Origin of the sequence: Paracoccus sp. NBH48, assembly GCF_015390265.1 — a bacterium.
Taxonomy (GTDB): domain Bacteria; phylum Pseudomonadota; class Alphaproteobacteria; order Rhodobacterales; family Rhodobacteraceae; genus Paracoccus; species Paracoccus marcusii.
The window spans coordinates 109,093-135,178 of sequence record NZ_VUOJ01000011.1 but is presented as its reverse complement, the minus strand read 5'-3'; the positions used below and the strand labels follow the sequence as shown (position 1 = coordinate 135,178).

The 26,086-nt window shown below is 58.2% G+C and carries 23 protein-coding genes; 15 read left to right on the top strand and 8 right to left on the bottom strand.

Annotation, left to right across the window (positions count from 1 at the left end; translation table 11 throughout):
- Positions 1 to 102: 102 nt before the first annotated feature.
- The 3 genes from repC to repA all read right to left on the bottom strand — a co-directional run bounded on the left by repC (position 103) and on the right by repA (position 3,641).
- Positions 103 to 1,320 carry a plasmid replication protein RepC gene (gene repC, locus F1642_RS14540; RefSeq protein WP_194886607.1) on the bottom strand — a complete coding sequence of 406 codons (1,218 nt, stop codon included), beginning with the start codon at positions 1,318 to 1,320 and terminating at the stop codon, positions 103 to 105.
- Positions 1,321 to 1,531: 211 nt separating this feature from the next.
- Entirely contained in the window at positions 1,532 to 2,464 is a 933-nt protein-coding gene (locus tag F1642_RS14535; protein WP_194886567.1) for a ParB/RepB/Spo0J family partition protein, read from the bottom strand.
- The gene (repA, locus tag F1642_RS14530; protein WP_194886566.1) at positions 2,448 to 3,641 is read right to left on the bottom strand and encodes a plasmid partitioning protein RepA; all 1,194 of its coding nucleotides are present in this window, start codon (positions 3,639 to 3,641) and stop codon (positions 2,448 to 2,450) included. Before repA ends, F1642_RS14535 begins: the two co-directional genes overlap by 17 nt.
- A 578-nt stretch (positions 3,642 to 4,219) precedes the next feature.
- On the opposite strand from repA, the gene F1642_RS14525 reads away from it, so the two are divergent.
- The 5 genes from F1642_RS14525 (at position 4,220) to F1642_RS14505 (ending at position 11,178) form a co-directional block, all read left to right on the top strand.
- Positions 4,220 to 5,431: a helix-turn-helix domain-containing protein gene (locus F1642_RS14525; protein ID WP_194886565.1), complete on the top strand. Its 1,212-nt coding sequence runs from the start codon at positions 4,220 to 4,222 to the stop codon at positions 5,429 to 5,431.
- 234 nt (positions 5,432 to 5,665) lie between these two features.
- A complete protein-coding gene (locus F1642_RS14520; protein ID WP_194886564.1) occupies positions 5,666 to 7,138 on the top strand; it encodes an ATP-binding protein in 1,473 nt (490 codons plus the stop codon).
- A gap of 550 nt (positions 7,139 to 7,688) precedes the next feature.
- Positions 7,689 to 8,006, top strand: a complete 318-nt coding sequence (locus F1642_RS14515) for a transposase (protein ID WP_194886563.1) — start codon at positions 7,689 to 7,691, stop codon at positions 8,004 to 8,006.
- Complete coding sequence (locus F1642_RS14510; protein WP_245008546.1) at positions 7,891 to 8,697, top strand: IS3 family transposase; 807 nt, start codon at positions 7,891 to 7,893, stop codon at positions 8,695 to 8,697. The genes F1642_RS14515 and F1642_RS14510 overlap by 116 nt, the downstream gene beginning before the upstream one ends.
- A 501-nt stretch (positions 8,698 to 9,198) precedes the next feature.
- On the top strand, positions 9,199 to 11,178 hold the full coding sequence (locus F1642_RS14505; protein WP_194886561.1) for a PhoX family phosphatase: 1,980 nt from the start codon (positions 9,199 to 9,201) through the stop codon (positions 11,176 to 11,178).
- Positions 11,179 to 12,063: 885 nt separating this feature from the next.
- Here the strand turns inward: F1642_RS14505 and F1642_RS14500 are convergent.
- Positions 12,064 to 12,798: a sugar transferase gene (locus tag F1642_RS14500; protein WP_370582887.1), complete on the bottom strand. Its 735-nt coding sequence runs from the start codon at positions 12,796 to 12,798 to the stop codon at positions 12,064 to 12,066.
- Between the two features lie 835 nt (positions 12,799 to 13,633).
- A complete protein-coding gene (locus F1642_RS14495; RefSeq protein WP_194886560.1) occupies positions 13,634 to 14,134 on the bottom strand; it encodes a GAF domain-containing protein in 501 nt (166 codons plus the stop codon).
- A 145-nt stretch (positions 14,135 to 14,279) separates the two neighbouring features.
- Here F1642_RS14495 and F1642_RS14490 point away from each other — a divergent pair, with 145 nt between their 5' ends.
- Complete coding sequence (locus F1642_RS14490) at positions 14,280 to 14,909, top strand: TetR/AcrR family transcriptional regulator (RefSeq protein WP_255522480.1); 630 nt, start codon at positions 14,280 to 14,282, stop codon at positions 14,907 to 14,909.
- 148 nt (positions 14,910 to 15,057) lie between these two features.
- Entirely contained in the window at positions 15,058 to 15,639 is a 582-nt protein-coding gene (locus F1642_RS14485; RefSeq protein WP_194886558.1) for a histidine phosphatase family protein, read from the top strand.
- Positions 15,640 to 16,692: 1,053 nt separating this feature from the next.
- On the opposite strand, the gene F1642_RS14480 is transcribed toward F1642_RS14485, so the two are convergent.
- Positions 16,693 to 17,238 carry a hypothetical protein gene (locus F1642_RS14480; RefSeq protein WP_194886557.1) on the bottom strand — a complete coding sequence of 182 codons (546 nt, stop codon included), beginning with the start codon at positions 17,236 to 17,238 and terminating at the stop codon, positions 16,693 to 16,695.
- A 230-nt stretch (positions 17,239 to 17,468) separates the two neighbouring features.
- Entirely contained in the window at positions 17,469 to 17,789 is a 321-nt protein-coding gene (locus F1642_RS14475; RefSeq protein ID WP_194886556.1) for a hypothetical protein, read from the bottom strand.
- On the opposite strand from F1642_RS14475, the gene F1642_RS14470 reads away from it, so the two are divergent.
- From F1642_RS14470 to F1642_RS14435, 8 genes are all read left to right on the top strand, one after another.
- Positions 17,788 to 18,474 carry a ferritin-like domain-containing protein gene (locus F1642_RS14470; protein ID WP_084693709.1) on the top strand — a complete coding sequence of 229 codons (687 nt, stop codon included), beginning with the start codon at positions 17,788 to 17,790 and terminating at the stop codon, positions 18,472 to 18,474. The genes F1642_RS14475 and F1642_RS14470 overlap by 2 nt on opposite strands.
- Positions 18,475 to 18,906: 432 nt before the next feature.
- A complete protein-coding gene (locus tag F1642_RS14465) occupies positions 18,907 to 19,938 on the top strand; it encodes a substrate-binding domain-containing protein (RefSeq protein WP_045999715.1) in 1,032 nt (343 codons plus the stop codon).
- Between the two features lie 101 nt (positions 19,939 to 20,039).
- The gene (gene pstC, locus F1642_RS14460) at positions 20,040 to 21,245 is read left to right on the top strand and encodes a phosphate ABC transporter permease subunit PstC (RefSeq protein WP_045999716.1); all 1,206 of its coding nucleotides are present in this window, start codon (positions 20,040 to 20,042) and stop codon (positions 21,243 to 21,245) included.
- Entirely contained in the window at positions 21,242 to 22,579 is a 1,338-nt protein-coding gene (gene pstA, locus F1642_RS14455; protein WP_045982989.1) for a phosphate ABC transporter permease PstA, read from the top strand. Before pstC ends, pstA begins: the two co-directional genes overlap by 4 nt.
- Positions 22,580 to 22,600: 21 nt before the next feature.
- Positions 22,601 to 23,398, top strand: coding sequence for a phosphate ABC transporter ATP-binding protein PstB (pstB, locus tag F1642_RS14450; RefSeq protein WP_045982988.1), 798 nt, complete (start codon positions 22,601 to 22,603; stop codon positions 23,396 to 23,398).
- A 15-nt stretch (positions 23,399 to 23,413) separates the two neighbouring features.
- On the top strand, positions 23,414 to 24,127 hold the full coding sequence (gene phoU, locus F1642_RS14445; protein ID WP_045982987.1) for a phosphate signaling complex protein PhoU: 714 nt from the start codon (positions 23,414 to 23,416) through the stop codon (positions 24,125 to 24,127).
- A gap of 3 nt (positions 24,128 to 24,130) precedes the next feature.
- A complete protein-coding gene (gene phoB / locus F1642_RS14440; RefSeq protein WP_045982986.1) occupies positions 24,131 to 24,820 on the top strand; it encodes a phosphate regulon transcriptional regulator PhoB in 690 nt (229 codons plus the stop codon).
- Positions 24,821 to 24,924: 104 nt separating this feature from the next.
- Complete coding sequence (locus F1642_RS14435; protein ID WP_194886555.1) at positions 24,925 to 25,089, top strand: hypothetical protein; 165 nt, start codon at positions 24,925 to 24,927, stop codon at positions 25,087 to 25,089.
- Between the two features lie 365 nt (positions 25,090 to 25,454).
- Here F1642_RS14435 and F1642_RS14430 read toward each other — a convergent pair whose 3' ends face one another.
- Positions 25,455 to 25,739 carry a hypothetical protein gene (locus tag F1642_RS14430; RefSeq protein WP_194886554.1) on the bottom strand — a complete coding sequence of 95 codons (285 nt, stop codon included), beginning with the start codon at positions 25,737 to 25,739 and terminating at the stop codon, positions 25,455 to 25,457.
- Positions 25,740 to 26,086 lie beyond the last annotated feature (347 nt).

Below are 26,086 nucleotides of genomic sequence, written 5' to 3'. Positions count from 1 at the left end.
TGCCATGACCGATTTTTTGCAACAGAGCCTACCAGAGCCGCTTTTAACAGGTGTAAAGTCGCACCGGTCTAATTCTTCGCCCTACTCTGTACTTAACAGCTGTTAAGCCGCATTTTTCTTACTTATTAGCGCCATCACCATCGGCCCACACGAGAACTTACCTGCAGCGGCCTTGGATGTGAGCGCGCGCAAGTATCCTCCAGGTGATTTTATATCGGAAAACCGCTCGAGCATGGCGACTACGACGATCGACGCCTGTTCGGGGCCCATAAATCGCTGTGCTTCCTCCCAAACAGAGGCGCTAATGCCCATGGCTGGTCGCACACTGCAAGCAGCGTCATAAAGTTGGTGCCAGTGTCGAATATCTCCTTGGTAGAAAGTGGCCAGCGTTGGGCAGCCTGCGATCACCAAATGAAGGGGAATATTTGGCCCTAGTCTTTGGTCGGCTTCCACGATGTCAGCCTCAGACTCATCAGGATAATTTTCAGGTTCGGCGGCCGCGGCCACGGCCCCACCTTTTTCTAAGGCCGGTTCAAAATCAATATATTCTTTATCTGAATTATGATGGTGGCGCTCAGAGTGGGCACCATTGGTGCTCAATTTTTCTGTTTCAGGTCCGTCAATTATGTTGCGTGCCTGGTCGAGAAGGACTTGAAGATCCCCGCGATAAGCGAAGAGTTCCTCGAGTGAAAGCTTGCGGCGGAGTGCGCGAGCCGTGACTAGAGAAGTGTTGTGGATCTGATCCCAGAACCCGAGCCCAGGATAGATATCCTTACCAAACACAGCCAAGGCCGCGAGATCGCGCCGCATGAGGCTCACGACCTCTCTCAAGCGACGCACACGTACCTCTGCCTCTCGCACGGCATCTGCGGCTCGTGCGATCTGCTCTGCTCGGCAGTAAAGTGGTGACAGATCTAAGCCAAAAGCCACGCGTTCATCGCCTCGCCTGCGGGCATAACGCTTCCCGTTTGGGCTGTCATGCCGTATGAGCAAGCCCGCTCCCACCAGACGGGCGAGGTGGCGACGCATTGTAGAGCAGGGCATCCCATTTAGCCGCTCACAGATTGCCTTGTTCGAGGGAAACACGACCATCTGGGCATTCTCACCAAGTGCATCATTCGGAAAGAAGCTGAGAAGACCCTGCAGGACGGTCAAATCGCGTTCGGAGATCCCAAATGTGGCCTGCGCCTTAGACAGCTCGCGGAAGAGTTCCCATTTGTTCACCGGTCTGCCAGAGACAGAACCCTCAGGTCGCTCGACCAGGCGCAAATGGGCGTGCGAGATCGGCCGCATAAACGGCGAAATTGGTGTGTACTCCATGATGTCATTCACGAAGGCAAAGTTTCCCTGGCCCGCAAATCGCTTTGCGCTTGCGGGAAAGGGGCCAAATCGCTACACTCAGAAGTGCGAAAACTAAGTTTTGTAGCGGGCTGGCCCCGCGAGAAACCTAAGAAAGGTCTCGAGAAGCTTGCTTCTTGGGGCCTTTTCTTTTCTGCCTGTTTCGTGCCTCCCTTTTGTTTGTTGCTCTTACTCAGTCTTCCGAACGTTTCCAACGCTCGTGAAGCTCGGCTATCAGCCGCGGGGCATTGCCCTCTAACCAGCTGACAAATTCACTCTCCTCAGCCTTCAACTCAAGTTTGAGTTGAAGGCCACGGCGTCCGGTGGTGACAGTTGCGGCACCGACCCCCGGAATAACAGTGCCAGTCCCCCCGCGCGGATAAGAGGAGGACATTGCGTGTTTGGATTTACCAGCGGCTAAAAGAACCGCCAAAAATGCCTGATCAGATTTTTCGTCAATGCCACCTTGGTGGGCGGTCCTGACGTCGGCGGCCATGGTAGCAAGCCATTCGCGATCAACTTTCGCGGTCCCAAGCAACTTCTTGAGCTCTTCCCATCGGGGGCGACCGATACCTGGCGCTGCGCCAATGGCAAGAACCAAGTTCTCCCCAACGGTACGCACTACGCTTAACAGCTGTGAAACTCCGGCCTCGGTAAGATTAAGAACCTCTGCGATACCCTTGTTCGTGCGTTCGGACGCGTTGAGATGATCCCCATCAAGCAGGGCCGCGGCAACTAGTGCACGTTCGATAAAGCTCAGATCCCGCCGCTCCTGGTTCTCCAAAAGCTGATCGCGAAGCGGCTGATCGCTCTCCACTTCCGTAACGATGGCGCGGACCTTGATCCCAAGCTCCCTACAAGCTTCAAGCCGACGACGACCATAGATCAGGCGGTAGCGATCGCCCTCGATCGGACAAACAAGGATAGGGACTCGTTGGCCATTTTTGGAGATCGAAACTTTAAGACTTTCGATCTCAATGTGCAGCCGGTCGTCGAGCCGACCTGTAGTATCGATATCGCCGGTTTCAATCTCGAAAATCCCACCCCGGAGCCTCCGCCCCTCAAGCGCGTCAGGCGCGTTGCGTAAGGTTTGTAAAGGTAGCCCCAGCTTAGGCTTTCTTGCCATTACGTCCCCACGTGTTCTGGATGATCGCAGCGATCTCGTCGTTGACAGCGTTCATAGAGTCACTTGCACGCTCGAAAGTCTGACGCGTGAAGTCCTTCTTGTCCGCCTCATAGAGGGTCTGCTTTGTCAGCCCAGCATCTGAAATCGCGGTAGATTCAACCATGTGGTTGGTCAGCACCGACCTGCCAAAAAGGCCGCGGATAAAGGCAATGACCTCAGTTTGTGGGGCGTCACCCACCTTGTATCGGGTCGGCAGGAAACGCAGCCAGTCGAAGCGAAGGTTTGCGCCGGCATCCCGGATGACGCCAAGCAGATCAGCGGTCATTCGCAGGAACTGTGACATGGACATAAGATCGAGCATTTGCGGGTGAACGGTTACAAGGACCCCAGAGGAAGCTGACAAGGCGGACATGGTCAGGAAACCAAGCTGCGGCGGGCAGTCGATAACAACGATGTCATAATGCGCCTCGACGCTATCAAGCGCGTCACGCACACGTGCGAAAAAGGCACGTGCGCCGCCGCGCTGGATGGCAGCGGGCGTTTCGTGCTCAAATTCCATGAGTTCAAGATTGCCAGGAATTAAATCGAGACCGCGGATGTATGTCTTGCGGATCACCTCCGAAATAGGAACCGGCTCATGATAGCGCACGGCGTCATAGAGAGTTCCGCCATCCATAAGGTCCAGTTCTGGTTGGATGCCATGCAGCGCGGAAAGGGATGCCTGAGGGTCGAGATCGATTGCGAGCACCCGATACCCCTTGAGCGCAAGGCGCTGCGCGAGATGAGCTGATGTCGTAGTCTTGCCGGAGCCGCCTTTGAAGTTCACGACGGAGACGATCTTAAGTTCGTCCCCGGCACGGCGCCCTGGAACATAAGACCCAGGCTTTTTTGCATTTTTCTCAAGGGCGTGGCGAATTTCCCAAACATCGTCCAACGTATACCGACGATGACTTCCCGCGGTCGTCTCGACGTCGGCGATCTTGCCTTCTCGATGAAGCTTTCGAAGATAGGTATGATCGACGCCCAGCAACTCGGCCGCTTCACCGCTGGTCAGGCTGCGCATCGCTTTCTTGGCGTCAGGAGGGAAATGGGCTGCACGTTGCGCGTGAAGGTTAGACGCGAGAAGCTCTGCGTAATGCCCAATGGCAATGTCCAGGTCCTGCTCAGCTTCGCTCATCCCTGCCTCGATTCTTGGGCGCGTTTTTTATGTGACTGCGCGGTATTTTTCGTGACTATTGCTGGGGCGATTAGATTCGTGCAAGTCTTTTCGTGATATGGGCCAAAAAATCATGCCACCAATGGCGGTGGACACCGTTGGTCAAGCTTTTCTCGGCAAGCTAGGGGCGTCGCACTACCAAAGCTGGTGGTCGCGGAACGTCAGGTCGAAAAGCATTGGTACTAGGCCAATCCATAACGGCACGTATGGCGGCGAAGTTGGGTTCTGATCCTATATCAAGCGCCTTAGGCAATCAGAGGCATCAAAAAGCCCGAGTTACAGTTTCGCATAGCGTTACCAAATGACCGTTTGCAAAAAGATGCAACGCCGATATCTGCGTCTGCCGTACGGATGCCCAGATCCGTTACGTTCAGCAGGGGACGGAAATAGGCGGCTTCGTGCGCTCTCTGGGCCGTATTCCAACGCCTGCGGGATCTCATCTGTCTGAGTGGCGGGATGGCAGTGACTTCGGTCCAAATCTGAAAGTACTAGGCAACTATAGAATACTGGAGATATGCTAAACTATTGGCATCATAATCATGGATTATCAGATGGATGTCGGATCGCTTCTTCTGAGTGCCGAGACCCAGGCTGCGAGGGTTGAGGGCATCCTCTTGGCTGACCCCGCCCTGGCCGGACTGTGGCGGATGGAGACAAGCCTTCTGGAGGCTGCCGCCTCGGTCGGGCTTGAAGGCGAGCGCATCTCCACGCAGGGGATGGTGCTTCGTCTGACCAGCGGCACGGCGATGGACGAGGATGCCCGGGCGGCCGAGATGGCCCTGAAGGTTCTGACCGTCATCCGGCGGCCCGGGGATCCATTCGGCGCGCCGGTCGCGGCGCTGCGCCGGATCGAAGCGGCTGCTGCGCCCATCGGTCAGACGCGCGACGAGGGCGATTGCCTCGAGGATGCGGAGCTGCCCCTGGTCGTGGAGGCCGCTCGCACCTGGTCCCACGTTCCGATCCTGGCGGGATGGCGCGCGGCGGCCAGCTACGCCTTCCGCTCCCGACGGAGCAGCCCAGTGGCCGAGCGGCTGGTCTTCATAGCGGTGGAGGGTGCCGCGCGTCATCTGCAGGGGCTGTCTCCTGATAAAAGGGCTAGCCGCGATGAGCTGGACGAGAGGGCAGGGGGCCTGCTGATGCCGGCGGCTGCCGGGTGGATCGTGCCGCCTTCCGTGTCGCTGACCCGCACCGGCTTCCGGGTCTGGTCTCCGATGACGGGGCTGGCCACGTTCCTGGAGGCAGCCACGCGGAGCCTGTCTCATGATCTCGGTCATCTGGGGACCCTGCGCCATGAGCTGACGCGTCTCACGGCCATGACGTCTTCTGCACACGGGCGGTCGCGCCTTGGCGACCTGATCGCCTATCTAAAGGCGCAGCCGGTGATCAGCTCGGCGATGGTCATGGATCATCTGGGTGTGACACGCCGGACGGCCTTGTCGCTGATCGGCGAGCTGGTCGATGCCGGCTGCCTCAGCAACCTCACCGCCCGCAGCACCTCCCGGTTCTGGGCGCTGCCCTCCCTCGCCGCGCGGATGGGACATGCGGGAGGGGCGGGGGCGGTTCGGGGTGGTGTATTCGTCAGCCGCGCGGGGCCGAGCGAACGCATGAAGCAGATCGGTGCGTTGGACCGAATGAAGGGAGGACGCGACGAGGGCCAACTGGACCGGATCATGGCGGAGCTCGATGCCGCGATGTCGGGCCTTGATGATGTCGTGCGCCGGGCAGGGGGTCGGCAGCGGAAAGAAGAGTAGATCCTGCAGCGGTCAATTCTTTGCATGACTGGAGACGCACGCTGTCCGGAAGATGCATCCTTAAGGCGGCAGCAAGAACGTCGGGTACAATGGTAGCCGCAGAGGTTCGTGACTTTGCAGCGAAACAGCCGCCCACGGGGCGACAGAATGATCGCGGTGGCAGCTGTGCCCTGTGGCCGATCTGAGGTATGGCTCGTCTGGTGAATGATAACCGCTTCCGTTACCGGACCTATGATGAGCCTCACAACGACCCAGACCCTCGAACGTACACGTCGGCTCATTGATGACCTGCGCGCAATGCCGGCCGAAACATCATGGGTCGAATTCAAGGAAAACAACGCGGACGGGCCCCTGGTCGGCAAGCTGATCGCCGCGCTATCAAATGCGGCGCGGCTTGCGGACCAGCACTTCGCTTATTTGGTCTGGGGCATACGCGACGGAGATCATGACGCCGTCGGTACGAGCTTCCAGCCTGGCGTGAAACGCGAACAGGGACAGCCGTTCGAGCATTGGCTGGCGAGCCGGCTTCAACCAAGTCTGGAGTTTCGTTTCGAGGAAGTTGATTACCATGGCCAGCGGCTTGTTCTTCTGACCATCCCTGCTGCGGCGACCGCTCCCGTCGAGTTCGACCGAAGTGGTTACCTGCGGATTGGCAGTGCGACGCCCCGGCTTTCGGATCATCCCGAGCGGCTGAGGGCATTGTGGTCAAGGCTGCAGCCATATGTGTGGGAAACTGGACTGGCTGCTCAGTTCGTTCCTGGCGACGAGGTGCTCTCCCAGCTTGACTATTCTAACTACTTTGACCTGACCGGACAGCGCCTGCCTGACAACCGCCAAGGTATCTTTGAGCGTCTCGAAGCGGACCGGCTGATCCAGCGGGATGTTGGATCCCACTGGAACGTCACCAACCTCGGCGCCATCCTGTTTGCCAAGCGGCTGTCGGATTTTGGCCCCTCCGTGGAGCGCAAGGCAGTCCGGTTCGTCGCCTATGACGGGCCAGGCCGCGCCGATACGGTTACGCACCGGCAAGATGGGCAACGAGGCTACGCAGCCGGCTTTCAAGGACTGGTGGACTTCATCGACAATCTGCTGCCCCGAAACGAGCACATTGGCTCGGCTTTCCGGGAAGAGCGTCCGCTTTATCCAGCCATCGCGCTGCGAGAGTTGGTAGCGAACGCTCTGATACATCAGGACATGACGATCACCGGTGCTGGTCCTCTGATCGAGCTCTTCAGCGACCGGATGGAGATTACCAATCCGGGAGCTCCGCTGGTGAGTCCGGACAGGTTCTTGGATGCGCCGCCGCGCTCGCGCAATGAAGCGTTGGCTTCGCTCATGCGGAGGATGCGGCTCTGCGAAGAGCAAGGAACTGGTATCGATAAGGTGCTGACTGCGGTGGAACTCCATCAGCTGCCGCCACCAGACTTCAGAACTGAAGGTGAGGCTGTCAGGGTCGTATTTTTTGCGCCGCGGCGCTTTGCGGACATGACACCGGAAGAACGCCTCCGCGCATGCTATCAACATGCCGCGCTGAAGCATGAAAGTGGCCAGCGAATGACCAATGCGACCCTGCGGGAACGCCTTGGAGTAGACCCTAAGAACGCTTCTCAAGCCTCTGTGGTCATCCGCCATGCTCTACAAGCAGGTTTCATCCGGCCAGCGGATCCAGAGCATCCTCGCGCCGGCTACATCCCATTTTGGGCGTGAGTGCCGGCATGTTTTGATCGGGTTTTGATCGCAACACCGCGTTGAAGACACTGGTCTAAAATAAATCTTTTGAAAACAATAACTTGTTACTAGGGTATTCGCAGGAATCTTGTTGATCCGGTTTTGATCGGGCTACCTCACGTTAAGCAGGTACCCGACTAAAGGATCGCCCGAGTTAAATGTGTTGAGGATGGTTTTGAAGCAGTCTCTTCTCGTTCTATCGCGGTGAACGGGCTAGTGATCCGATCCTCATGAGCCCTGATCGGCGAGCTCGTCGATGCCGGCTGCGTCAGCAACCTCACTGCCCGTAGCACCTTCCGGTTCTGGGCACTGCCCTCTCTTGCCGCGCGGATGGGCCATACAGGAGAGGGGCAGGGGCCGTTCGTGGCGGTGCGCCTGCCAGCCGCAAGGAGCCGAGCGAACGCTTGAAGCCGATCGGTGCTGTTGATTTCCACCCAGAACTGAGCCGGGTATGGAGTGAACCCCATGGGCTGGACCACAGGCCCCTAGAAAACTGATACGCTGGACGGGCCTTGATTGGAGAAGGCCCATGACATCACGAGGTCCCTACCGCCGGCATTCCACGCCGTTCAAGCTGCAGCTTTGCCTAGACATCCGCACCGGTGCTCTTGGGCGGCGCGATGCGCAGCGCAGCCACAATCTTTCCGCTAACCTCATTCAGCTATGGCTCACGCAATATGACCGGGGCGAGTTGAACGACGAGGAAGCCGAGGCCAGTGTCATTGGAGAGTATGAAGCTCGCATTGCCGCGCTCGAGCGGAAGGTCGGCCAGCTCACGATGGAGCTGGATCTTGCAAAAAAACACCGCGGATGTCGACCGCGGGCGGCAGCGAAAGATCCTTCGTGATCAGCGGCCCCTTGGCTGCTCCGTCAGACGGGGGTGCAAAGCCATGAACCTGCCACGCAGCACATGCTACTACCGCTCCGCCAGGACCCTCGAGCTGACAGACGGCGAACTCACCGCCATCATCGACGATGTCCAGGATGAGCTACCCTGCTATGGCTATAGACGCGTGACTCACGAGCTTCAGCGCCGTGGTTTTGCAATCAATCACAAGAGGGTAGCACGGGTCATGCGAGTAGCGGGACTGGGCATCAAGCCCCGCAAGCGCTCTGTGCGTACGACCGACAGCCGGCATGACTCTCCAATCTTTCCCAACCTGTATCGCAACCTCATTCCCGATCGCTCTGACAGGGTCTGGGTCGCGGATTTCACCTACATCCGTGTCGTCACAGACTTCTGCTACCTGGCCGCCATCCTGGATGCCTGTAGCCGCAAAGTCATAGGCTATGCATTGTCACAGCATCTGGATACGGAACTGGCACTCGCAGCTCTGCGCGCGGCCGTCATGACCAGAAAGCCTTCCGAGGGCTGCATTCATCATACGGATCGCGGCTGTCAGTACGCATCCCAAGGCTATCGGGACGCCCTTGATGCTTCAGGCTTGCGCGGTTCGATGAGCAGCGTCGGCAATCCTTATCATAACGCGCAGGCTGAAAGCTTTATGAAGACCCTGAAGGTCGAGGAGGTCTATTGAGCCGGTTACGAGACTTTTGCCGATGTGGCAGTCCGCTTGCCGATTTTTATTGAGCAGATCTACAATACGAGAAGGCTTCACTCAGCCCTCGGCTACAGAACCCCCGAGGAATTCGAAACCCTGTTTGCCCAGAAAGCGGCTTAGTTCGAATGGTACGATGTGGTCCAGCCCATGGGGTTCACTCCACACCCGGCTCAGTTCTGGGTGGAAATCAACAGATCAGTGCGTTGGAGCGGATTAAGGGAAGACGCGACGAGGGCCAACTGGACCGGATCATGGCGGACTGGATGCCGCGATGTTGGGGGTCGATGATGCCGTGCGGCGGGCTGCAGTGCCGCGGACCAATTACCAAGGCACGCTTCGTGTATAAAATAATAGGTCCCGCGACTTGCCAATGAGCAGCAGCGGATCAGTGTACATCCAATTGCATCGCGACCGACACGGTTTTGTCGTGAAATCGGCGTACCACGCTCCTGACCACGAGAGTGCAAGGGACCAGCCATGAGCGACATGCGCCAAAGCCAAATCTTTCGGACCTCCAAGCTTGAAGAAGCTGATGGCCCAGGTTTAAACCCGACGGCCCACCCGACAATGGGCGACATTATCGCCGCCCGTTTCTCGCGACGAGGCTTTCTTAAGGGCTCCATGGCATCAGCCGCAATCGCAGCGACTGTATCCCCTGTCGCATTATTTGCTGCTGGAGAAGCAAAAGCTCAAGCATCGTCCGTTTTCAATTTCCCTGAGGTGGAGGCTGGGGTCGATGCCGATCATCACGTGGCAGACGGCTATGACGCCGACATTCTGATGCGATGGGGTGACAAGGTCTTCTCCGATGCCCCGGAATTTGATCCGCTGAACCAAACCGAAGCTTCTCAGGAGCGGCAGTTTGGATACAATAACGATTTTGTCGGTTTCATTCCTTTGGATGACGGTGGTGATCGCGGTTTGCTTGTGGTGAACCACGAATACACGAATGAACATCTGATGTTCCCCGGTATCGTAACTATGCAGAACGGCGAAATGGTCGTCGCAGACGCAACTGAGGAACGTGCCAATATCGAAATGGCTGCACATGGTGGAACTATCATTGAATTGGTACGCGAGCGTGGCAAATGGCGTCCCATAGCGGATGGCGCGCTAAACCGCCGCATTACTGCCAAGACTGAGATGCAGCTGACCGGTCCTGCAGCAGGCCACGAGCGCATGAAGACCTCAAGTGATGCCTCCGGCACGAAGGTTCTCGGCACAATCAATAATTGTGCGGGCGGTGTAACCCCATGGGGTACATACATCATGGCTGAAGAGAATATTCACGGCTATTTTCTGGGGGAGTTACCTTCTGGGCACCCTGAGGCCGAGAACTACAAGCGCCTTGGCATACCTGGTGCATCTTATCAGTGGGGGAACTTTCATAAGCGCTTCGATATCGGAGATGAACCCAACGAGCCCAATCGCTTTGGCTGGGTCGTTGAAGTAGATGTCATGGACACGAATTCGGTTCCTAAAAAGCGTACGGCATTAGGCCGGTTTAAGCACGAGGGTGCCGAGAGTGTGGTAGCAAACGACGGCCGTGTTGTCTTCTATCTGGGCGACGATGAACGGTTCGATTACGTCTACAAGTTCGTGACAGCAGGTCGATACAACCCCGACGATCGCGCGTCTAACATGGATCTTCTCGACGACGGCATACTTTATGTTGCTCGCTTTGATGAGGATGGATCAATGCGATGGTTGCCGCTCGTTCAGGGGCAGGGCCCGCTTACAGCCGAAAACGGGTTTGCAAGTCAGGCTGATGTATTGATCGAGACACGCCGTGCTGCCGACCTGTTAGAGGCCACGCCGATGGACCGGCCAGAAGACATTCAGCCCAATCCTTCTACAGGTCGCGCCTACGTGATGCTCACGAACAACACCAAGCGCGAGGAAGCGAATGCTGCAAATCCTCGTCTCGAGAACGCATTCGGACATATCGTCGAAATTTTAGAATCTAATGGGGACTTTACGGCTACCGAGGGTACTTGGGAAATCTTGCTGCAATGTGGAGACCCTTCTGTGGCTGAGGTTGGCGCCACGTTCTCTACGGAAACGTCAAAGAACGGATGGTTCGGAATGCCGGACAATGCCGCGATCGACGCCGAGGGCCGTTTGTGGGTTTCCACTGACGGCAACTCGATGGCTGATACCGGTCGGACTGATGGGCTATGGGCCGTTGATACGGAGGGCGGAGCACGAGGGACATCGCGTCTCTTCTATCGCGTTCCGGTTGGGGCTGAACTTTGCGGGCCGTGTCCGACCGCTGACATGACAACATTCTTCGTCGCGGTTCAGCACCCTGGGGACGGTGGTGATGACTGGGAGGGCCATGGGCGCGTGTCGTATTACGAAGACTTATCCACCCGGTGGCCGGACTTCCAAACCGATATGCCTGTCCGACCGGCCGTCGTTGCTATTACCAAACAAGGCGGCGGACGTATCGGATAACGAGATCATGATGGCAGCAAAACGGCGGCAAGAGGTTCTTGCCGCCGTTGGTCGTGGTGCGAGAGATCTGCTCAATCACGTCGATATGACCAAGACTTTTATTTAGCGTTCCTTTCAGAACACGGGGAGTTCTGAAGATCGTACAGCGATGAGGCATAGTGTTTTTGGAGATGGTGGATTGATCCATAAAGCACGCGTCAAACGCTGACGTTTGACAATTAATACTGGGCGGGATTAGGCCACTAACTCGGAGTACCGTATTAGACAGCAAGATTGCCGAGGATATTAAACTTAATATTTGACCGTAATTTATGCAGATTTACGACGAGTTACCAGAACGGTGGCATTAATAAGAGCGTTGCGTAAATCGGATTGGCCTAGCGGAAGTACCTTGCCAATTCTGCCATGAAATTGCGCAATATATCTGCGCGAACGCCAGGTTTGACCGGCTGTCAGGGTTTCTCGTTACCAGCCGACTAGGTGGGTTTCCCGGATCCTTGCGGAACGGCCCCCGGACCCCTTCCGGGGCCGACAACTGACCATACAGACGTATCAATTAAGACAGGCGCCTAACGCAGCGAATGCATATATCGTTCTTATCGGTCAGGCAGCTGTTCTGGGAGGGGTAGCTGCCTGGCCAGCCATTCGCGAACCAGATTGACGCTTGACCGAACCTGCCGCGGTACGACTTCAGCAGACCTACCCATCGCGAGTTCAGCTGGTTAGTAAAAGACACTCGCCAGAAGCCGAGATGCTTCACTTTACTCTTCGCCGCTATAGGCCGACAGGGCGTAAATGATAATTTGAGCATGAGCATACATGCAGCGCCCTGCTGCACGACAATTTCAATCCATCATTACAGTTATGCATATGATGGACAGGTTTTTACCGAGCACCTTTTGAAGTGAGAAGCGCAGGTATCGTCAGGGCAATGATCCGAAGATCCCGGGAGAGGGACCATCGAGAAACATAGAAGCGGTCCAGACGAACACGCTGCGCATAGGTCGTGTCGCTGCGTCCGCTGACCTGCCACAGCCCGGTAAGGCCTGGACGAGTTGCCAGGTAGAAGCGTGCCGTTCTGCCATAATGCAAGAGTTCATCTGTCACGACCGGACGGGGCCCGACCAAGCTCATTTCGCCGTTCAGGACATTCAGCAGCTGGGGTAATTCGTCCAGGCTTAGTTTGCGAAGAACTCTTCCAACAGGTGTGACACGCGGATCGTTGTTCAGCTTGCGCTGCGTCATCCAAGTCATTCGATCAGACGGGTGCTTCCGGAAGTGCTGTTCTAAAATCTCATCGCCATTCACGGCCATGGTCCTGAATTTCCAGCATCTGAATTCCCGACCCCTGAAACCGATACGGCTATGACCATAGAGCACCGGCCCGTTGTCTGAGCACTTGACCAACAATGCCAGACCCACCATCAGAAGTGCTACGAGTGGCAGAGCCACAAGAACCAGAGTGATGTCCAGGCTGCGCTTGGCCATTTTTCCGACAGGTCTACAGTGTGCTTCAAACGGCGACTTGCATTCGAGACCTGTATGGTCCCTCGCCTTGTCGTGGAACATGTCTGTCGCATCCGGCCCGTGGACGGCACCCATATTGGTAACGCTGTTCACCTGAGAGCCCTTGTTGTCGGCAGATTGTCGGTAAGATTTTATCGATCTCAGGCGGATGATTAGCAGCGGCAGGCAAAAGTTACGCGACAATGCGGCATCGTATGGAAGATCATGATGGCTGCTTGTTCATGTTGTCTGCTCCGCTCAAGCTGCCCTTGCCGGCCGGCAGCATGCGCGGCGCAGATACATAAGGGCCAACAGCAAGTTCTACGCGGCAAATCGACGAGCCGATGACACATCACCCAGGATGCCAGTTTTTCATCACGTTTGGGCTCACGAGCCGCAGGCGTGCCCATCCTGGAGGGCCCAGGCCGATGTCTCGGCCTGGAACCCTACGGATGACGTTGATCTGAGCATTAGTTTGGCACTGCTACCCGTGCTGGGAGGCAGGTCACCGGTCATTATTAAGATGAATTTCGGTAAGTTGATAAGTTTATTGGATCGCGATCAGATCCGAGACTAAGGGACACTGGTTAATAAAGGATGAAGTTTCATGAATACGCCAATCGTGCGGACGATGCCACATTCGGTATGTCCGCGAGGGAAACAAGCAGCACGAACCGATGCTGACCTTCCGAAGGATGCGACCGGCGCGCTCGCAAAGCTGCTGAATCAACCGATCGGCGCTTGGTGCCGTCAACAACTCTGAAGTTGAGCGACCAAACGCTTCGATGCGAAAACCGCCTTCTGCTTTCATGGCCGGAGCAGAAAACCATAGGCACATTGCCGCCAAGGGCGCTCTTAGCCGCATGGAAGTTGCCAACAGATCTACTCTAAATTGGAAATAGCTCTTGCTACGAGCCGAAGGCTTCTCAGCGTCATAGCAATCTGCTGGTCAGGCCGTCACCGACGGCACGGTTTGACACCCGAACAGGCGTATCCCGACAGTCTCCGACTGCGCCAAGACCATGCTCAGGTCATCCTGTCCCAAGTCTGGTCGAGCATGACGGCTGAGAAAGCAGAACATGCCAAACACGGTGCCATCGGCCCGCCTGACCGGAACAGACAGATGGCTCCCGATCGGAATCATCTGTGTGATCGGCAAATCGGTTGCGATAGCGTGTTGACTGGTGTCGGTGATCAGACTGGGTAAGCCGCCGTCCAGGATATGTTTGCAGTATACCTCCCGCAAATCCATGCTCTGGCTAGGACGGATCATCGCTTCCAGACCAGGGGCGCTGACGGCGTGGAATACAGCACGTTCCTCAACGAACTCGGACAGGTAGGCGACCTCCATTCCAAGCGTCTGGCGGACGGTATCCAGCGTGTTCTGGATTGCAGCGCTGTCATCCGCGCTGGCAGAAAGAGTGGAGATGGCGGCGGGCTGTCGGGACATGGCGGTTCTCCGGATATGGATAGCCAAACCATACTCACTACACGCGATTTTATAGCACACAAAGCAGCTTGCATTCTAGCGATCCGACGCGTTTTATGCAGTTCTACCCGTTGAAAGGCAAAGAACGATGACGCTTATCGATTAGCTGACAAAAGCACCTGCACCCAAGCAGGGCCGCAAATATGAGACAGTTCGCGATAGTGCGGCAGTCATTTTCCTTCGAGATGGGTACGCGGGCGCCAGTGTTGACGACATTACCCGAGAGGCGCGGGTGTCCAAGGCGACGCTCTACAGTTACTTTCCTGAAAAATCGATGATGTTCCGCGCAGCCTTGCTGGCTGAGCTCAGTTCTGCTTTTGGCAAATGCCCATTCGACAAACTCCGCGACGGTAACGCTCCTGACATTCTGCCCAAGATACTGACGTCTCTCGCTGACTGGGCGGCGACAGGGCAGAGGGTTCGAATGGTGCGCATCATCATTGCCGAAGGGGTCCGCTTTCCAGACTTGGTCGTGGTGTATGAGAACGCCTTCGCCACTCGCATCATTGAGCCCCTGAAGGCGCTGATCGATATCTGGATCGATCAGGGGCAGGTCGATGCGCACGACAGCCATCATTCAGCGCGTCAACTCGTGGCAATGATCATTGGTCATGTCCAGCAGTATGCCATGCTGACCAGTTCTGGGTTCACGAAGGGTCAATTACCGGCATGTGCCCAGGCTGCGGCTAGTCTGTTCCTGCGCGGACATACTACCAAGAACAGAAAATCCTGCTGAATATCCCTGTTCCGGTAAGGCTTCTGGCAGATGCGACAGCACGATTCTAACAACTTAATGCTGCGAATGGCTTGGCAGTGCTCACCACTCTTGAACTAATGACGCTACCGTCCGAGGTTAATCCGGCACTCACCCAGGCAGGGCACCCATGTCGCCGACCGTCCGTTACCTGACACATCCCCAGGTCTTGATAGAACCGCTCAAGGATAGAAGGCTCTGGTCGCTCAACTCCGTCGGCAGCTCCCGTGTCGCACGGCTGGCATCGCGTCTCGGCATCCTGAAGCAGACGCGGCATGTCATCTCAAGCCCTGAAACCATGGCACTTGAGACTGCCTGCCCATTGTCCGATGCTCTTGGGACTGTTGTCCACTCCCGCGCAAGGTTTTGCGAGATTGATCGGTCTGCGACGGGCTTTTTGCGAGAACGGGAATTAGAGCGCATGGCGGCAGATTTCTTCTCTCGGCCGCAGAAGAGTATCAGGGGCTGGGAGACGGCAGTCGCAGCGCAGCGGCGTATCATCGATGAAGTCGATGCCAGCCTCGATCAGCGGCTTAACGGCGATGTCCTGTTCGTAGGTCATTCTGTTGTGGGAACATTGCTGTTGTGCAGTCTTTCAGAATGCCCGATTGACCAAGTCATGTGTCCGGAGCCGGGAGGCGGGTTCTGGTTCGAGTTCGACAGTCAGTCCCGGCAGCTTCTCTGCGACTGGCAGCCTATGGAAGCGTTATAATAGGCTCATCGTAAGCGATATCGCCACGCTGGAAAATGCGAACACAAAAAGTACCAGGGCCCTAACAACGCGATCGGCGACAGATTTTGGTAGAGCAGCCAAAATCGGCTGAGGCAAGGGAGGTGCAAATTCAAGTATGGGCATAGAGCTGGTGCATAATAAGTACAGGCTTTTCGCAAGCAGATGCTCTTATGACCAATATGCATTATTTTCCATAAAACAACGTCGGTGGACATTGAGAATGTCATCATGACGACATAAAATGGGAGATCTTGATCTCGATTGCCTACCTCTGCTTAATATTGCGGCTGAGGCACTGCACATAACAAATTGACGTATTGTAATGGCAGAGGTAAAACTTTGAGTGTTGTATCGATTAACGGGCATGTCGATTATGGCGGGGCCTATGGCCACAGTCGATGATGTCATCAGTCACGAGTCGGGTAAAAGCCCGTCCGTCATGACCCTTGGTCTGTACGGGCGGGTACTCTTGCGAGCACAGCCCAAGAAAACCCCAGCATTGAAATTGTGCCGCAAATGGCATAGGCAACGAGGCACTCCAATAGTGAAAAGCCACTGAGAAAAAGTGTGATTTTCAACCCAAGAGAAATCCCGAGGGCACATACCAGATTGGCTGACATCATCACTCGATCTCTCGTTCATCAGACGGTAGCATAAACCTCTTCAATTGCTTTGGATCTGTGGATCCACCAAAAGCCTTACTCAATTTTCGGGATCCCAGAGTGCCTAAATCGAATGCGATTTAGCATACCTGACTGACTAACGTATAGCCGTGAGTTTTATGTTTTGCGTTAAGCGGCGGAACTGTGCCGATCCAACGTTCGTGCATGTCATTAATTTGAGGGCGAAGCAGCAATTGCAACTCTGCCGGTCTATCAAAGCACACTGCCGTAATGCTAGATGTCGTGCTGCTTAATGTATGGTCCGTCGTAATGTAACCGGAATCACTAGCCTAAAGGAAATGATCGCGATAATGTAAGTCGCGTAAGGGTCGTCCCTGCACTATTTCTAAGCGTGTGGAAGTCTCGCGCATCAAGAGTAAAAGCGTGGGTATAAAATGGATTGTTTGAGGTGAACGCATGCTTTCAGGTCGTCGGCGAACTCTCCCACCCCGAAGCTGAACGCCCGCCAGGCAGATAGCTGAATAGCCTTGTCCTGTGAACATTCTGCCAGTCCAAGAAGCTCTCTCAGAAGCGTAAGCTGAGAGTGGTGGTCCAGGATCGCTTGATCGAGGAGATGGACTATTTTCGGGCATGCTCCTGACAGCATCATTGGGAATAGAAAGGATCTCTCGTTCTGAATCTGTGCCGTGATCCTCGCACGAAGGGGGAGAAGGATGTGCAGGGCGCTTCGCGAATACCCAATGTGGTCCTTGGGGAACAGATCTGCACGACATGCAAGGCCAAGAAGCGCGTTCAAGTCGCCTACAAGGCTGGAGGAGTATCGCTGCTGAATGAAGGCAATCAAAGCATCTGTCGCTTTAGGTGCGTCATCTTCAGCGCGGTTTAACATCTCATTCAAGCGTGCCTTTGAATCGACAATAGACTTCAACGCACTATCGCTGGCTGAAGTACCCATTGTGTCCGGCTTATCACTCCGTGCAACGCGAGACATCCCACCCGCTTGGGACGTGGTGGGCTTCTGGGACAGTTTGGTCAGAAACGACCGTGGGGATACCTGGTGCACCGGATGGGCCTTATGAAGCAGCTTTGGCCCCCTTGTGACGATGCATGGTGAAGCGGGTATGACAAATGCTGCAAATCACGCGGAAAACGACGATTTCCGTCACCGTCCTCCTTTTATTTTCTTTAGTGGGCGTCAGCGGGCTTCGGACGTTTGATGTGCCGTCTGTGAAGCGGTTTCGTCTCAAGTCTTGCTGTGGGCGCCATGGACAGAATTGCAGCGCCTAGGTGCAGATCCCAGATCAACACGTGATAGTCGAATTCTCCGTATGCTTCTGCACCAGGACAGGCGATCTGGCAACGGACACTGATGACGACGATGAGCGACATCGCACGAAACATGTCTGGCACGGATTGCGGATCTGCCAAGGGAACAGCCAGGTTGAGCCCCGCGTTTCGCTGCACAATTCCTGCAACAATCATTCGAACCGCAAGGACCTTGACCATGGCGAAGACCAAGAAGGCTGCAGAAGACAAGGCGAGCAAGTCCAAATCCTCGAAGACGGCAAAAGCCAGCGATGGAAAGACCAAAGAGGCAACTTCCAAGACGCGTGCGAAACGTGCCGAGGCAATTGCCGCGAAGGCTTCATCTGCCAAGACATCCGGCCCAGCCAAACCGGCGAAAGGTCTGGCTGACCTCTTCGAGCATGCTCTGGCAGACATCTACTATGCCGAAAAGAAGATCTACAAATCTCTCCCCAAGATGATCAAGGCGGCCAAGCATCCGAAGTTGATCGAGGTCCTCACCGAGCATCGCGAGGAAACGGCAACCCAGATCGAAGCCTTGGAAGCGATCTTTGCGCTCCTTGAGAAACGGGCCAGGGCAGAAAGATGCGATGCGATCGATGGCATTCTCGAAGAAAGCGAAAGCCTGCTCGAAGACTTTGGTGGCACCGCAGCAGGTGATGCCGCCATCATCTTCAGCTGTCAGGCAGTCGAGCATTACGAGATCACCCGCTACGGCTCGATGAGCGCATTTGCCGACGCGCTTGGCATGGATGAAGCAAAGGGACATCTCGATACTATTCTGGCCCAGGAGAGTGCCGCCGACGGCACGCTGTCGAAGATCGCCGAAGAGACGATCAACGAGGCTGCCGCCGAATATGATAAGGACATGTCCGAAAAGGCATGATCCGTCCATAGCGTCGGAAACGAAGGACCCCAATGTGGGGTCCTTCTGCTGCGCTCCAACGGTCGACGCACGGGTGACAGCTAAAACGGCTTTGGTGTCGTCGAATTGAGCCTATCACTTCTGCGGGTACTTACCCGGCAAGGCATTGCTCGCCTACGATCCTGATGGTGCTGCCTCAAGAGGAGCATCACGGCGACATGTGATGGTCTGAATGGGCCTCGATGGCGCTTCAGAGCAACTCGTGATTCAGCATGAGATGGTCAACGATTATCGGCGTTGCCATTGTCACCGATCAAATCGTGCAGATCCATGTCCTGAGGCAAAGACGATCGGGCCGCATTCGGTGTCACATGAACGTCATATTTCCTCGTTATTACCGTCATGATCCTGTTGTACCGCTTACCGGCACGCTCACTCCACAGGAGAAGACCCATGAGATATTCCGGCTTTGCCGCCACCGCGCTGTCCGTAATCGCCCTGACTGCATCCGGCGCTGCAGCGCAGTCGCGTGACCAGGTCCAGGTGGCCGGTTCGTCGACCGTGCTGCCCTACGCCACGATCGTCGCCGAGCTGTTCGGAGAGAATTTCGATTTCGGAAGCCCGGTCATCGAATCGGGCGGATCGTCCACCGGTCTGCGCCGCTTCTGTGAGGGCGTGGGCGAGAACACCATCGACATCGCCAATTCCAGCCGCCAGATCCGCGACAGCGAGATCGAGGAATGCGCCGCCAACGGCGTGACCGACATCATGGAGGTGCGCATCGGCTATGACGGGATCGTCTTCGCCAGCGCGCAGTCGGGCAACAGTTTTGCCTTCACCCCCGCCGACTGGTTCAACGCGCTGTCGGCCAAGGTCGTGCGCGACGGCGCGATCGTTGACAACACCGCCGCCAACTGGAACGAGGTGAACCCCGAGCTGCCCGACCAGGAGATCCTGGCCTTCGTCCCGGGCACCCGTCACGGCACGCGCGAAGTCTTCGACGAGAAGGTGATCGCGCAGGGCTGCGAGGACAGCGGCGCGCTGGAGGTGTTCACCGCCGAGCTGGGCGAGGAGGAGGCCGAGGCCGCCTGCATGACGCTGCGCACCGACGGCCGGTCGGTCGACATCGACGGCGACTATACCGAGACGCTGGCCCGCATCGGGTCGTCGCCGAACGGCATCGGCGTCTTCGGCCTGTCCTTCTACGAGAACAACACGGACACGCTGCAGGTCGCGACCATGTCAGGCGTCACCCCCTCGACCGAGACGATCGCCTCGGGCGAGTACCCGGTGTCGCGGCCGCTGTTCATATATGTGAAGAAGGCGCATATCGGCGTCATCCCGGGCGTCAAGGAATTCGCCGAATTCTTCGTCTCGGACGCGATCGCGGGACCGGACGGGCCGCTGGCCGCCTATGGCCTGGTCTCGGACCCCGAGCTGGCATCGGTCCAGCAGGCCGTGGCCGACGAGACCACCATGCAGTGATCGCCACCTGCACCGGCGCATGGAAATGCGCCGGTGCAACCTTGGGCTTCGCTTTCCAAGACATCTGTCATTTTTTCCGTCGCCATTCCTGAGGTTTCCCGATGCCTATGTCCTGGGCTCTATTGGCCGCAATCCTGCTGGCGACGGCCGGATTTTATATCGGACGCAGTCGCGCCCTGTCGGCCAGTGGCAGCGATGTCCGAACCCTCCACAGCCGCCCGACATATCATGGCTACAACGTGGCACTTTCCGTCATGCTTCCCACGTTGGTCGTTCTGGTTCTGGCGTCCGGACTACGCATGTCCGGGGTAATCCCTGCAGGATCCAACGCTGTCGCCGGTCTGCTTGCGCTTGGCGCGTCCGTTGCGGGCCTGGGCTGGGGCATGACGCGGATTGATAGCGGGTTTCGCGCGCGCAATTCGGTCGAGCGGATGGTGCTGGGCCTGATGATCTTCTGTTCGATGATCGCCATCGCCACCACCGCCGGCATCGTCCTGTCGCTGATCTTCGAGACGATCAGCTTCTTCCGCCAGTACAGTGTGACGGAGTTCTTCTTCGGCACGACATGGTCGCCGCGCTTCGAGGGCAATTCGCGCCTCGGCATGCTGCCGCTGCTGTGGGGGACGCTGTACATCAGCTTCATCGCGCTGCTGGTGGCGGTGCCCATCGGCCTGTTGGCGGCGATCTATCTGTCGGAATATGCCAGCCCCCGCCTGCGCAGCATCGCCAAGCCCGCGGTCGAGGTGCTGGCCGGCATCCCGACCATCGTCTATGGCCTGTTCGCGCTGGTGACGGTCGGGCCGATGCTGCGCGACTGGATCGCGCAGCCCCTGGGCCTGGGAAATTCCGGGTCGTCGGTGATGACCGCGGGGCTGGTCATGGGGATCATGCTGATCCCCTTCGTCAGCTCTCTGTCCGACGACATCATCAACGCGGTGCCCCAGAGCCTGCGCGACGGCGCCCTGGGCCTGGGCTCGACGCCCTCCGAGACGGTGCGCAGCGTCGTGCTGCCCGCCGCCCTGCCGGGCATCGTGGGCGCCATCCTGCTGGCCGCCAGCCGCGCCATCGGCGAGACGATGATCGTGGTCCTGGGCGCGGGCGCCGCCGCCACGATCAGCGCCAACCCGTTCGAGGCGATGACCACCATCACGGTCAAGATCGTCAGCCAGCTGACGGGCGACAACGACTTCTCCTCGCCCGAGACGCTGGTGGCCTTTGCCCTGGGACTGACGCTGTTCGTCATAACTTTGGGCCTGAACGTCATCGCGCTTATCATCGTGCGCAAGTATCGCGAGCAGTACGAATGACCGATCATCCCCGCGCCACCGGCGCCAAGTCGCTCTATGTCCAGGACGCACGCACCCGGCGCCGCAACGCCGCCGAGAAACGGTTCCGCGCCTATGGGCTGACGGCCATCGTCATCGCCTGCACGATGCTGGCAGTGCTGGTCTTCACGATTGTGCGCAATGGCACAGGAGCCTTTTATCAGACCTATCTATCTCTCCCTGTGGCGCTGGACGCGCAGGTGCTGGACCCCAAGGGCAACCGCGACCCGGCCGAGATGGCGGGCGTGCTGACCCTGTCCTATGGCCAGGTGCTGGACCGCGCGCTGGATACCGAGATCGAAACGCTCGGATTGGAGATCGAGGGTTTGGGCTCCGGAGATGCAAATCAGCTGATCTCGCGCGATGCCTCGGCGCAGCTGCGCAATCGGGTGCTGGCCGATCCCGAGTTGGTCGGGCAGACGGTGGACGTGAACGTCCTGGTGAACGGCCGCATCGACGGCTATTTCAAGGGCCGCGTCACTGCCGAGACGGCAGAACGGGATTCCAATGTCTCCCCCCAGCAATTGTTGCTGGCCCAAGCCTTGGCCGACAACGGCACCTTGGTCACGCGGTTCAACTGGGCCTTCATGACCCTGCCCGACGCCTCCGATCAGCGTCCGGAATCGGCCGGCGTGGGCGTGGCGATCCTGGGTTCGCTCTACATGATGCTGGTGGTGCTGGTGCTGGCGGTGCCCATCGGGGTCGCGGCCTCGATCTATCTGGAGGAGTTCGCGCCCAGGAACCGCTGGACCGACCTGATCGAGGTCAACATCGCCAATCTGGCCGCGGTACCGTCGATCGTGTTCGGAATCCTGGGCCTGGCCGTCTTCATCAACTTTGCGGGGCTGCCCGCATCGGCACCCATCGTGGGCGGGCTGGTGCTGACGCTGATGACCCTGCCCACCATCATCATCGCCACCCGCGCGGCGTTGAAGGCGGTGCCGCCCTCGATCCGCGACGCGGCCCTGGGCGTCGGCGCCAGCCGCATGCAGACAGTGTTCCACCACGTCCTGCCGCTGGCCGCGCCCGGCATCCTGACCGGCACGATCATCGGCCTGGCCCAGGCCCTGGGAGAGACCGCGCCGCTGCTGCTGATCGGCATGGTGGCCTTCGTGCGCGAGTTTCCCGCCGCCCCGCCCGAGGGTCTGTTCGATCCCGCATCCGCCCTGCCGGTCCAGGTCTACAACTGGACGCAGCGCAGCGATCCGGCCTTTGTCGAGCGCGCCTCGGGCGCCATCATCGTCCTGCTGATCTTCCTTCTGTGCATGAACCTGCTGGCGATCTTCCTGCGCCGCAAGTTCGAGCGCCGCTGGTGATCGGCCCACAGGAGAGCCACCATGTATGACACCATCCGATCGGAGAGCGCCGTGAGCCAGCAGGACATCAAGATTTCCGCACGCGACGTGCAGGTCTTCTATGGCGAGAAGCAGGCGATCAAAGACCTGAACGTCGAGATCCTGGACAAGACCGTTACCGCCTTCATCGGCCCGTCTGGCTGCGGCAAGTCCACCTTCCTGCGCTGCATCAACCGCATGAACGACACGATCGACAGCGCCCGGATCGCGGGCCGGATCACCATCGACGGCGAGGACATCTATGACCGCCGCATCGACCCGGTGCAGCTGCGCGCCAAGGTCGGCATGGTGTTCCAGAAGCCGAACCCGTTCCCCAAGTCGATCTACGACAACGTGGCATACGGCCCGCGCATCCACGGCCTGGCCCGCGGCAAGGCCGAGCTGGACGAGATCGTCGAACGCTCGCTGCGCGGCGCGGCGCTGTGGAACGAGGTCAAGGACCGCCTGTCCGAGCCCGGCACGGGCCTGTCGGGCGGCCAGCAGCAGCGCCTGTGCATCGCGCGCGCGGTGGCCACGTCCCCCGAGGTGCTGCTGATGGACGAGCCCTGCAGCGCGCTGGACCCCATCGCCACCAGCCAGGTCGAGGAGCTGATCGAGCAGCTGCGCACGCAGTTTTCCGTGGTCATCGTGACCCATTCGATGCAGCAGGCCGCCCGCGTCAGCCAGAAGACCGCCTTCTTCCATCTGGGCAACCTGGTCGAATACGGTGATACCGACGACATCTTCACGAAGCCCCGGGACAGCCGGACCGAGGCCTATATCTCGGGCCGGATCGGCTGATCGAAAGGATCTGACATGAACCGCGACAAGCATATCTCCTCGGTCTTCGACCGCGACCTGGAGACGATCCAGGCGATGGTCGTCAAGATGGGCGGCATGGTCGAGGCCGCGATCACCGACGCCTCGACCGCGCTGGACACGCGCGACCAGGAGCTGGCCGACCAGGTCCGCCGCCGCGACAAGGCCATCGACGCGATGGAGATCCAGATCAACGAGGACGCCGCCCGGCTGATCGCGCTGCGCGCGCCCACCGCGACCGACCTGCGGATGGTGCTGGCGGTGATGAAGATCTCGGCCTCGCTGGAACGGGTGGGCGATTACGCCAAGAACATGGCCAAGCGCACCGAGGTCTTGTCCCAGATGCCCGCCATCGCCGGATCGGGCATGGCGCTGCGCCGGATGAGCCAGGCGGTGAACCGGATGCTGCAGGACGCGCTGGACAGCTATATCCGCCGCGACGCCGACCTGGCCCATGACGTGCGTCAGCGCGACCTGGAGGTGGACCAGATGTACAACGCGCTGTTCCGCGAGTTCCTGACCCACATGATGGAGGACCCGCGCAACATCACCCCCTGCATGCACCTGCATTTCATCGCCAAGAACGTCGAGCGGATGGGGGACCATGCGACGTCCATCGCCGAACAGGTGGTCTATCTGGTCACGGGCGACCTGCCCGACGAGGCGCGCCCGAAAAGCAGCAGCGTCGTGGCCCCCGCGGCGGAGGTCTGAGGGATGGCGCGCCAGGCCCCCTGCGTGCTGGTCGTCGAGGACGAGGGCGCACAGCGCGAAGTCCTGCATTACAACCTTGAGGCCGAGGGTTTCGACGTGGTCATGGCCGACAACGGCGAGGACGCGCTGCTGCTGGTGGCAGAGGAGCAGCCGGACCTGATCGTGCTGGACTGGATGCTGCCGCGCGTGTCGGGCATCGAGGTCTGCCGCCAGGTCAAGGCCGATCCCGCGACCCGCAACATCCCGATCATCATGCTGTCCGCGCGCAGCGAGGAGGTCGACCGCGTCCGCGGCTTGGAGACAGGGGCCGACGATTACGTGGTCAAACCCTATTCCGTGGTCGAGCTGCTGGCCCGCCTGCGCACCCAGCTGCGCCGCACCCGCCCCGCAACGATGGGCGAGCGGCTGACCTTTGCGGACATCATCCTGGACGCCGCCGAACACCGGGTGTTCCGCGCCGGCCAGACGCTGCATCTGGGCCCGACCGAGTTCCGGCTGCTGTCCACGATGATGGAGAAGCCGGGCCGCGTCTGGACGCGCGAACAATTGCTGGACCGGGTCTGGGGGCGCGACATCTATGTCGACACGCGCACCATCGACGTGCATGTGGGCCGCCTGCGCAAGGCGCTGATGAAGAACGGCGGCGACGACCCGCTGCGCACCGTGCGCGGCGTGGGCTATGCCCTGGGCTGAGGCCCGGACCTAGGCCGCCAGCCCCGCATAGATAATCCTGCTTATTTGGGGCTGGACCGATTCAATCTGTCTGCACGCGCGAGAAGTGTCATGACACTGGCGGGGTGCCACGCATTTCGACCGCGCGGAGTCGCTTCACCCATATCGCCGAGCGTCCGGCCGATCTCGGCGAGCGTGATGCCGGGGTTCTCGCGTCGCATCGAGAGAACCAGCTTCGGCAGGCGATCGTCAATGCCTCTGGCCTTCGGCTGATTGAAGATGGCATGTGACAGCAGGCCATATGCGACATACGCGCGGGCCGCTCTCTGCAAGCGGGCACTGGTCCATCGCCCTGAGCATGGATCATTCGCATTGATGATATCCGCGATCTTCGTCCAGGAGCTTCGAGGACGGAGTTCTTGGACAGGCCGGAACCACTCACCTTCAGTCCGATAAATCTCATTTATGTATTTCACATGGGTCGTTCTGGGATCCAGGTAACGATACGGGAACTCAGACTCGTTCTCGACGCTACATGCGGTCTGGGTCGCCGACGCCGTAACGGCGTGAGGCGTCGCTTCAGACTGTCGCATGTCTGTGCGAGTTTCGGAGCATACTTCCGATGTTTGGACGTGACTGAACGTCCCGCCCCGCATTACTGGGCCGGAGTATCCGCCTGGTTTGACAAAAGACCTCTGCGCAATGTCACCGTAAGCGCGGCCCGCGCGGCGCCGCCATTGACGATCTCGCCCGCGAGGTCTGTCCGTTCCACAAGCACACCTTCCGCCTTGCCGGCGATCTCGATCGTCGCACGGTGGAGCTCATTGAGCTCCGCATTGCTCAAAACTGTATTCGTGCGAAACTCGACGTAATCCTCGGTGACCGCAGCCTGCCCGAGCAGAGAAGCAATACCGTCGAATGTGAGCATGGCATCATTCATCGCGACCTCCGTCTTGTCTGTCGTATTGCAACAACCTGCGTCTGGCCCATCCGAACTTAGAGAAGCAGTGCCGGTCGCATATCTCCATCTTTGAAGATATCTCCCATTCTCTTCCGTTTTGTAACAATGTCGGATCCTACAACTTTGAATCGCACACGCTTGCGTGAATGTGCCTGAATACGGTTCCAGCAAGCACACAGTGCCCATGAAGGCGGCATTGTCGTATCACCTGCCAAAGCTGCACGACTTCCAGCTACGTCGTCTATGAGATCATCTATGGGCCAACATGAGAAATGGTCTTGTCATCTGACCGCCCGTGATGACATCATGACGTCATCGTTACCGGG

Excerpts from the sequence above, each read along its gene's own strand:
- repC (WP_194886607.1), bottom strand. The coding sequence starts at position 1,320 with ATGGAGTACACACCAATTTCGCCGTTTATGCGGCCGATCTCGCACGCC.
- F1642_RS14535 (WP_194886567.1), bottom strand. The coding sequence starts at position 2,464 with ATGGCAAGAAAGCCTAAGCTGGGGCTACCTTTACAAACCTTACGCAAC.
- repA (WP_194886566.1), bottom strand. The coding sequence starts at position 3,641 with ATGAGCGAAGCTGAGCAGGACCTGGACATTGCCATTGGGCATTACGCA.
- F1642_RS14525 (WP_194886565.1), top strand. The coding sequence starts at position 4,220 with ATGGATTATCAGATGGATGTCGGATCGCTTCTTCTGAGTGCCGAGACC.
- F1642_RS14520 (WP_194886564.1), top strand. The coding sequence starts at position 5,666 with ATGAGCCTCACAACGACCCAGACCCTCGAACGTACACGTCGGCTCATT.
- F1642_RS14515 (WP_194886563.1), top strand. The coding sequence starts at position 7,689 with ATGACATCACGAGGTCCCTACCGCCGGCATTCCACGCCGTTCAAGCTG.
- F1642_RS14510 (WP_245008546.1), top strand. The coding sequence starts at position 7,891 with ATGAAGCTCGCATTGCCGCGCTCGAGCGGAAGGTCGGCCAGCTCACGA.
- F1642_RS14505 (WP_194886561.1), top strand. The coding sequence starts at position 9,199 with ATGAGCGACATGCGCCAAAGCCAAATCTTTCGGACCTCCAAGCTTGAA.
- F1642_RS14495 (WP_194886560.1), bottom strand. The coding sequence starts at position 14,134 with ATGTCCCGACAGCCCGCCGCCATCTCCACTCTTTCTGCCAGCGCGGAT.
- F1642_RS14485 (WP_194886558.1), top strand. The coding sequence starts at position 15,058 with ATGTCGCCGACCGTCCGTTACCTGACACATCCCCAGGTCTTGATAGAA.
- F1642_RS14480 (WP_194886557.1), bottom strand. The coding sequence starts at position 17,238 with ATGGGTACTTCAGCCAGCGATAGTGCGTTGAAGTCTATTGTCGATTCA.
- F1642_RS14470 (WP_084693709.1), top strand. The coding sequence starts at position 17,788 with ATGGCGAAGACCAAGAAGGCTGCAGAAGACAAGGCGAGCAAGTCCAAA.
- F1642_RS14475 (WP_194886556.1), bottom strand. The coding sequence starts at position 17,789 with ATGGTCAAGGTCCTTGCGGTTCGAATGATTGTTGCAGGAATTGTGCAG.
- F1642_RS14465 (WP_045999715.1), top strand. The coding sequence starts at position 18,907 with ATGAGATATTCCGGCTTTGCCGCCACCGCGCTGTCCGTAATCGCCCTG.
- pstC (WP_045999716.1), top strand. The coding sequence starts at position 20,040 with ATGCCTATGTCCTGGGCTCTATTGGCCGCAATCCTGCTGGCGACGGCC.
- pstA (WP_045982989.1), top strand. The coding sequence starts at position 21,242 with ATGACCGATCATCCCCGCGCCACCGGCGCCAAGTCGCTCTATGTCCAG.
- pstB (WP_045982988.1), top strand. The coding sequence starts at position 22,601 with ATGTATGACACCATCCGATCGGAGAGCGCCGTGAGCCAGCAGGACATC.
- phoU (WP_045982987.1), top strand. The coding sequence starts at position 23,414 with ATGAACCGCGACAAGCATATCTCCTCGGTCTTCGACCGCGACCTGGAG.
- phoB (WP_045982986.1), top strand. The coding sequence starts at position 24,131 with ATGGCGCGCCAGGCCCCCTGCGTGCTGGTCGTCGAGGACGAGGGCGCA.
- F1642_RS14430 (WP_194886554.1), bottom strand. The coding sequence starts at position 25,739 with ATGAATGATGCCATGCTCACATTCGACGGTATTGCTTCTCTGCTCGGG.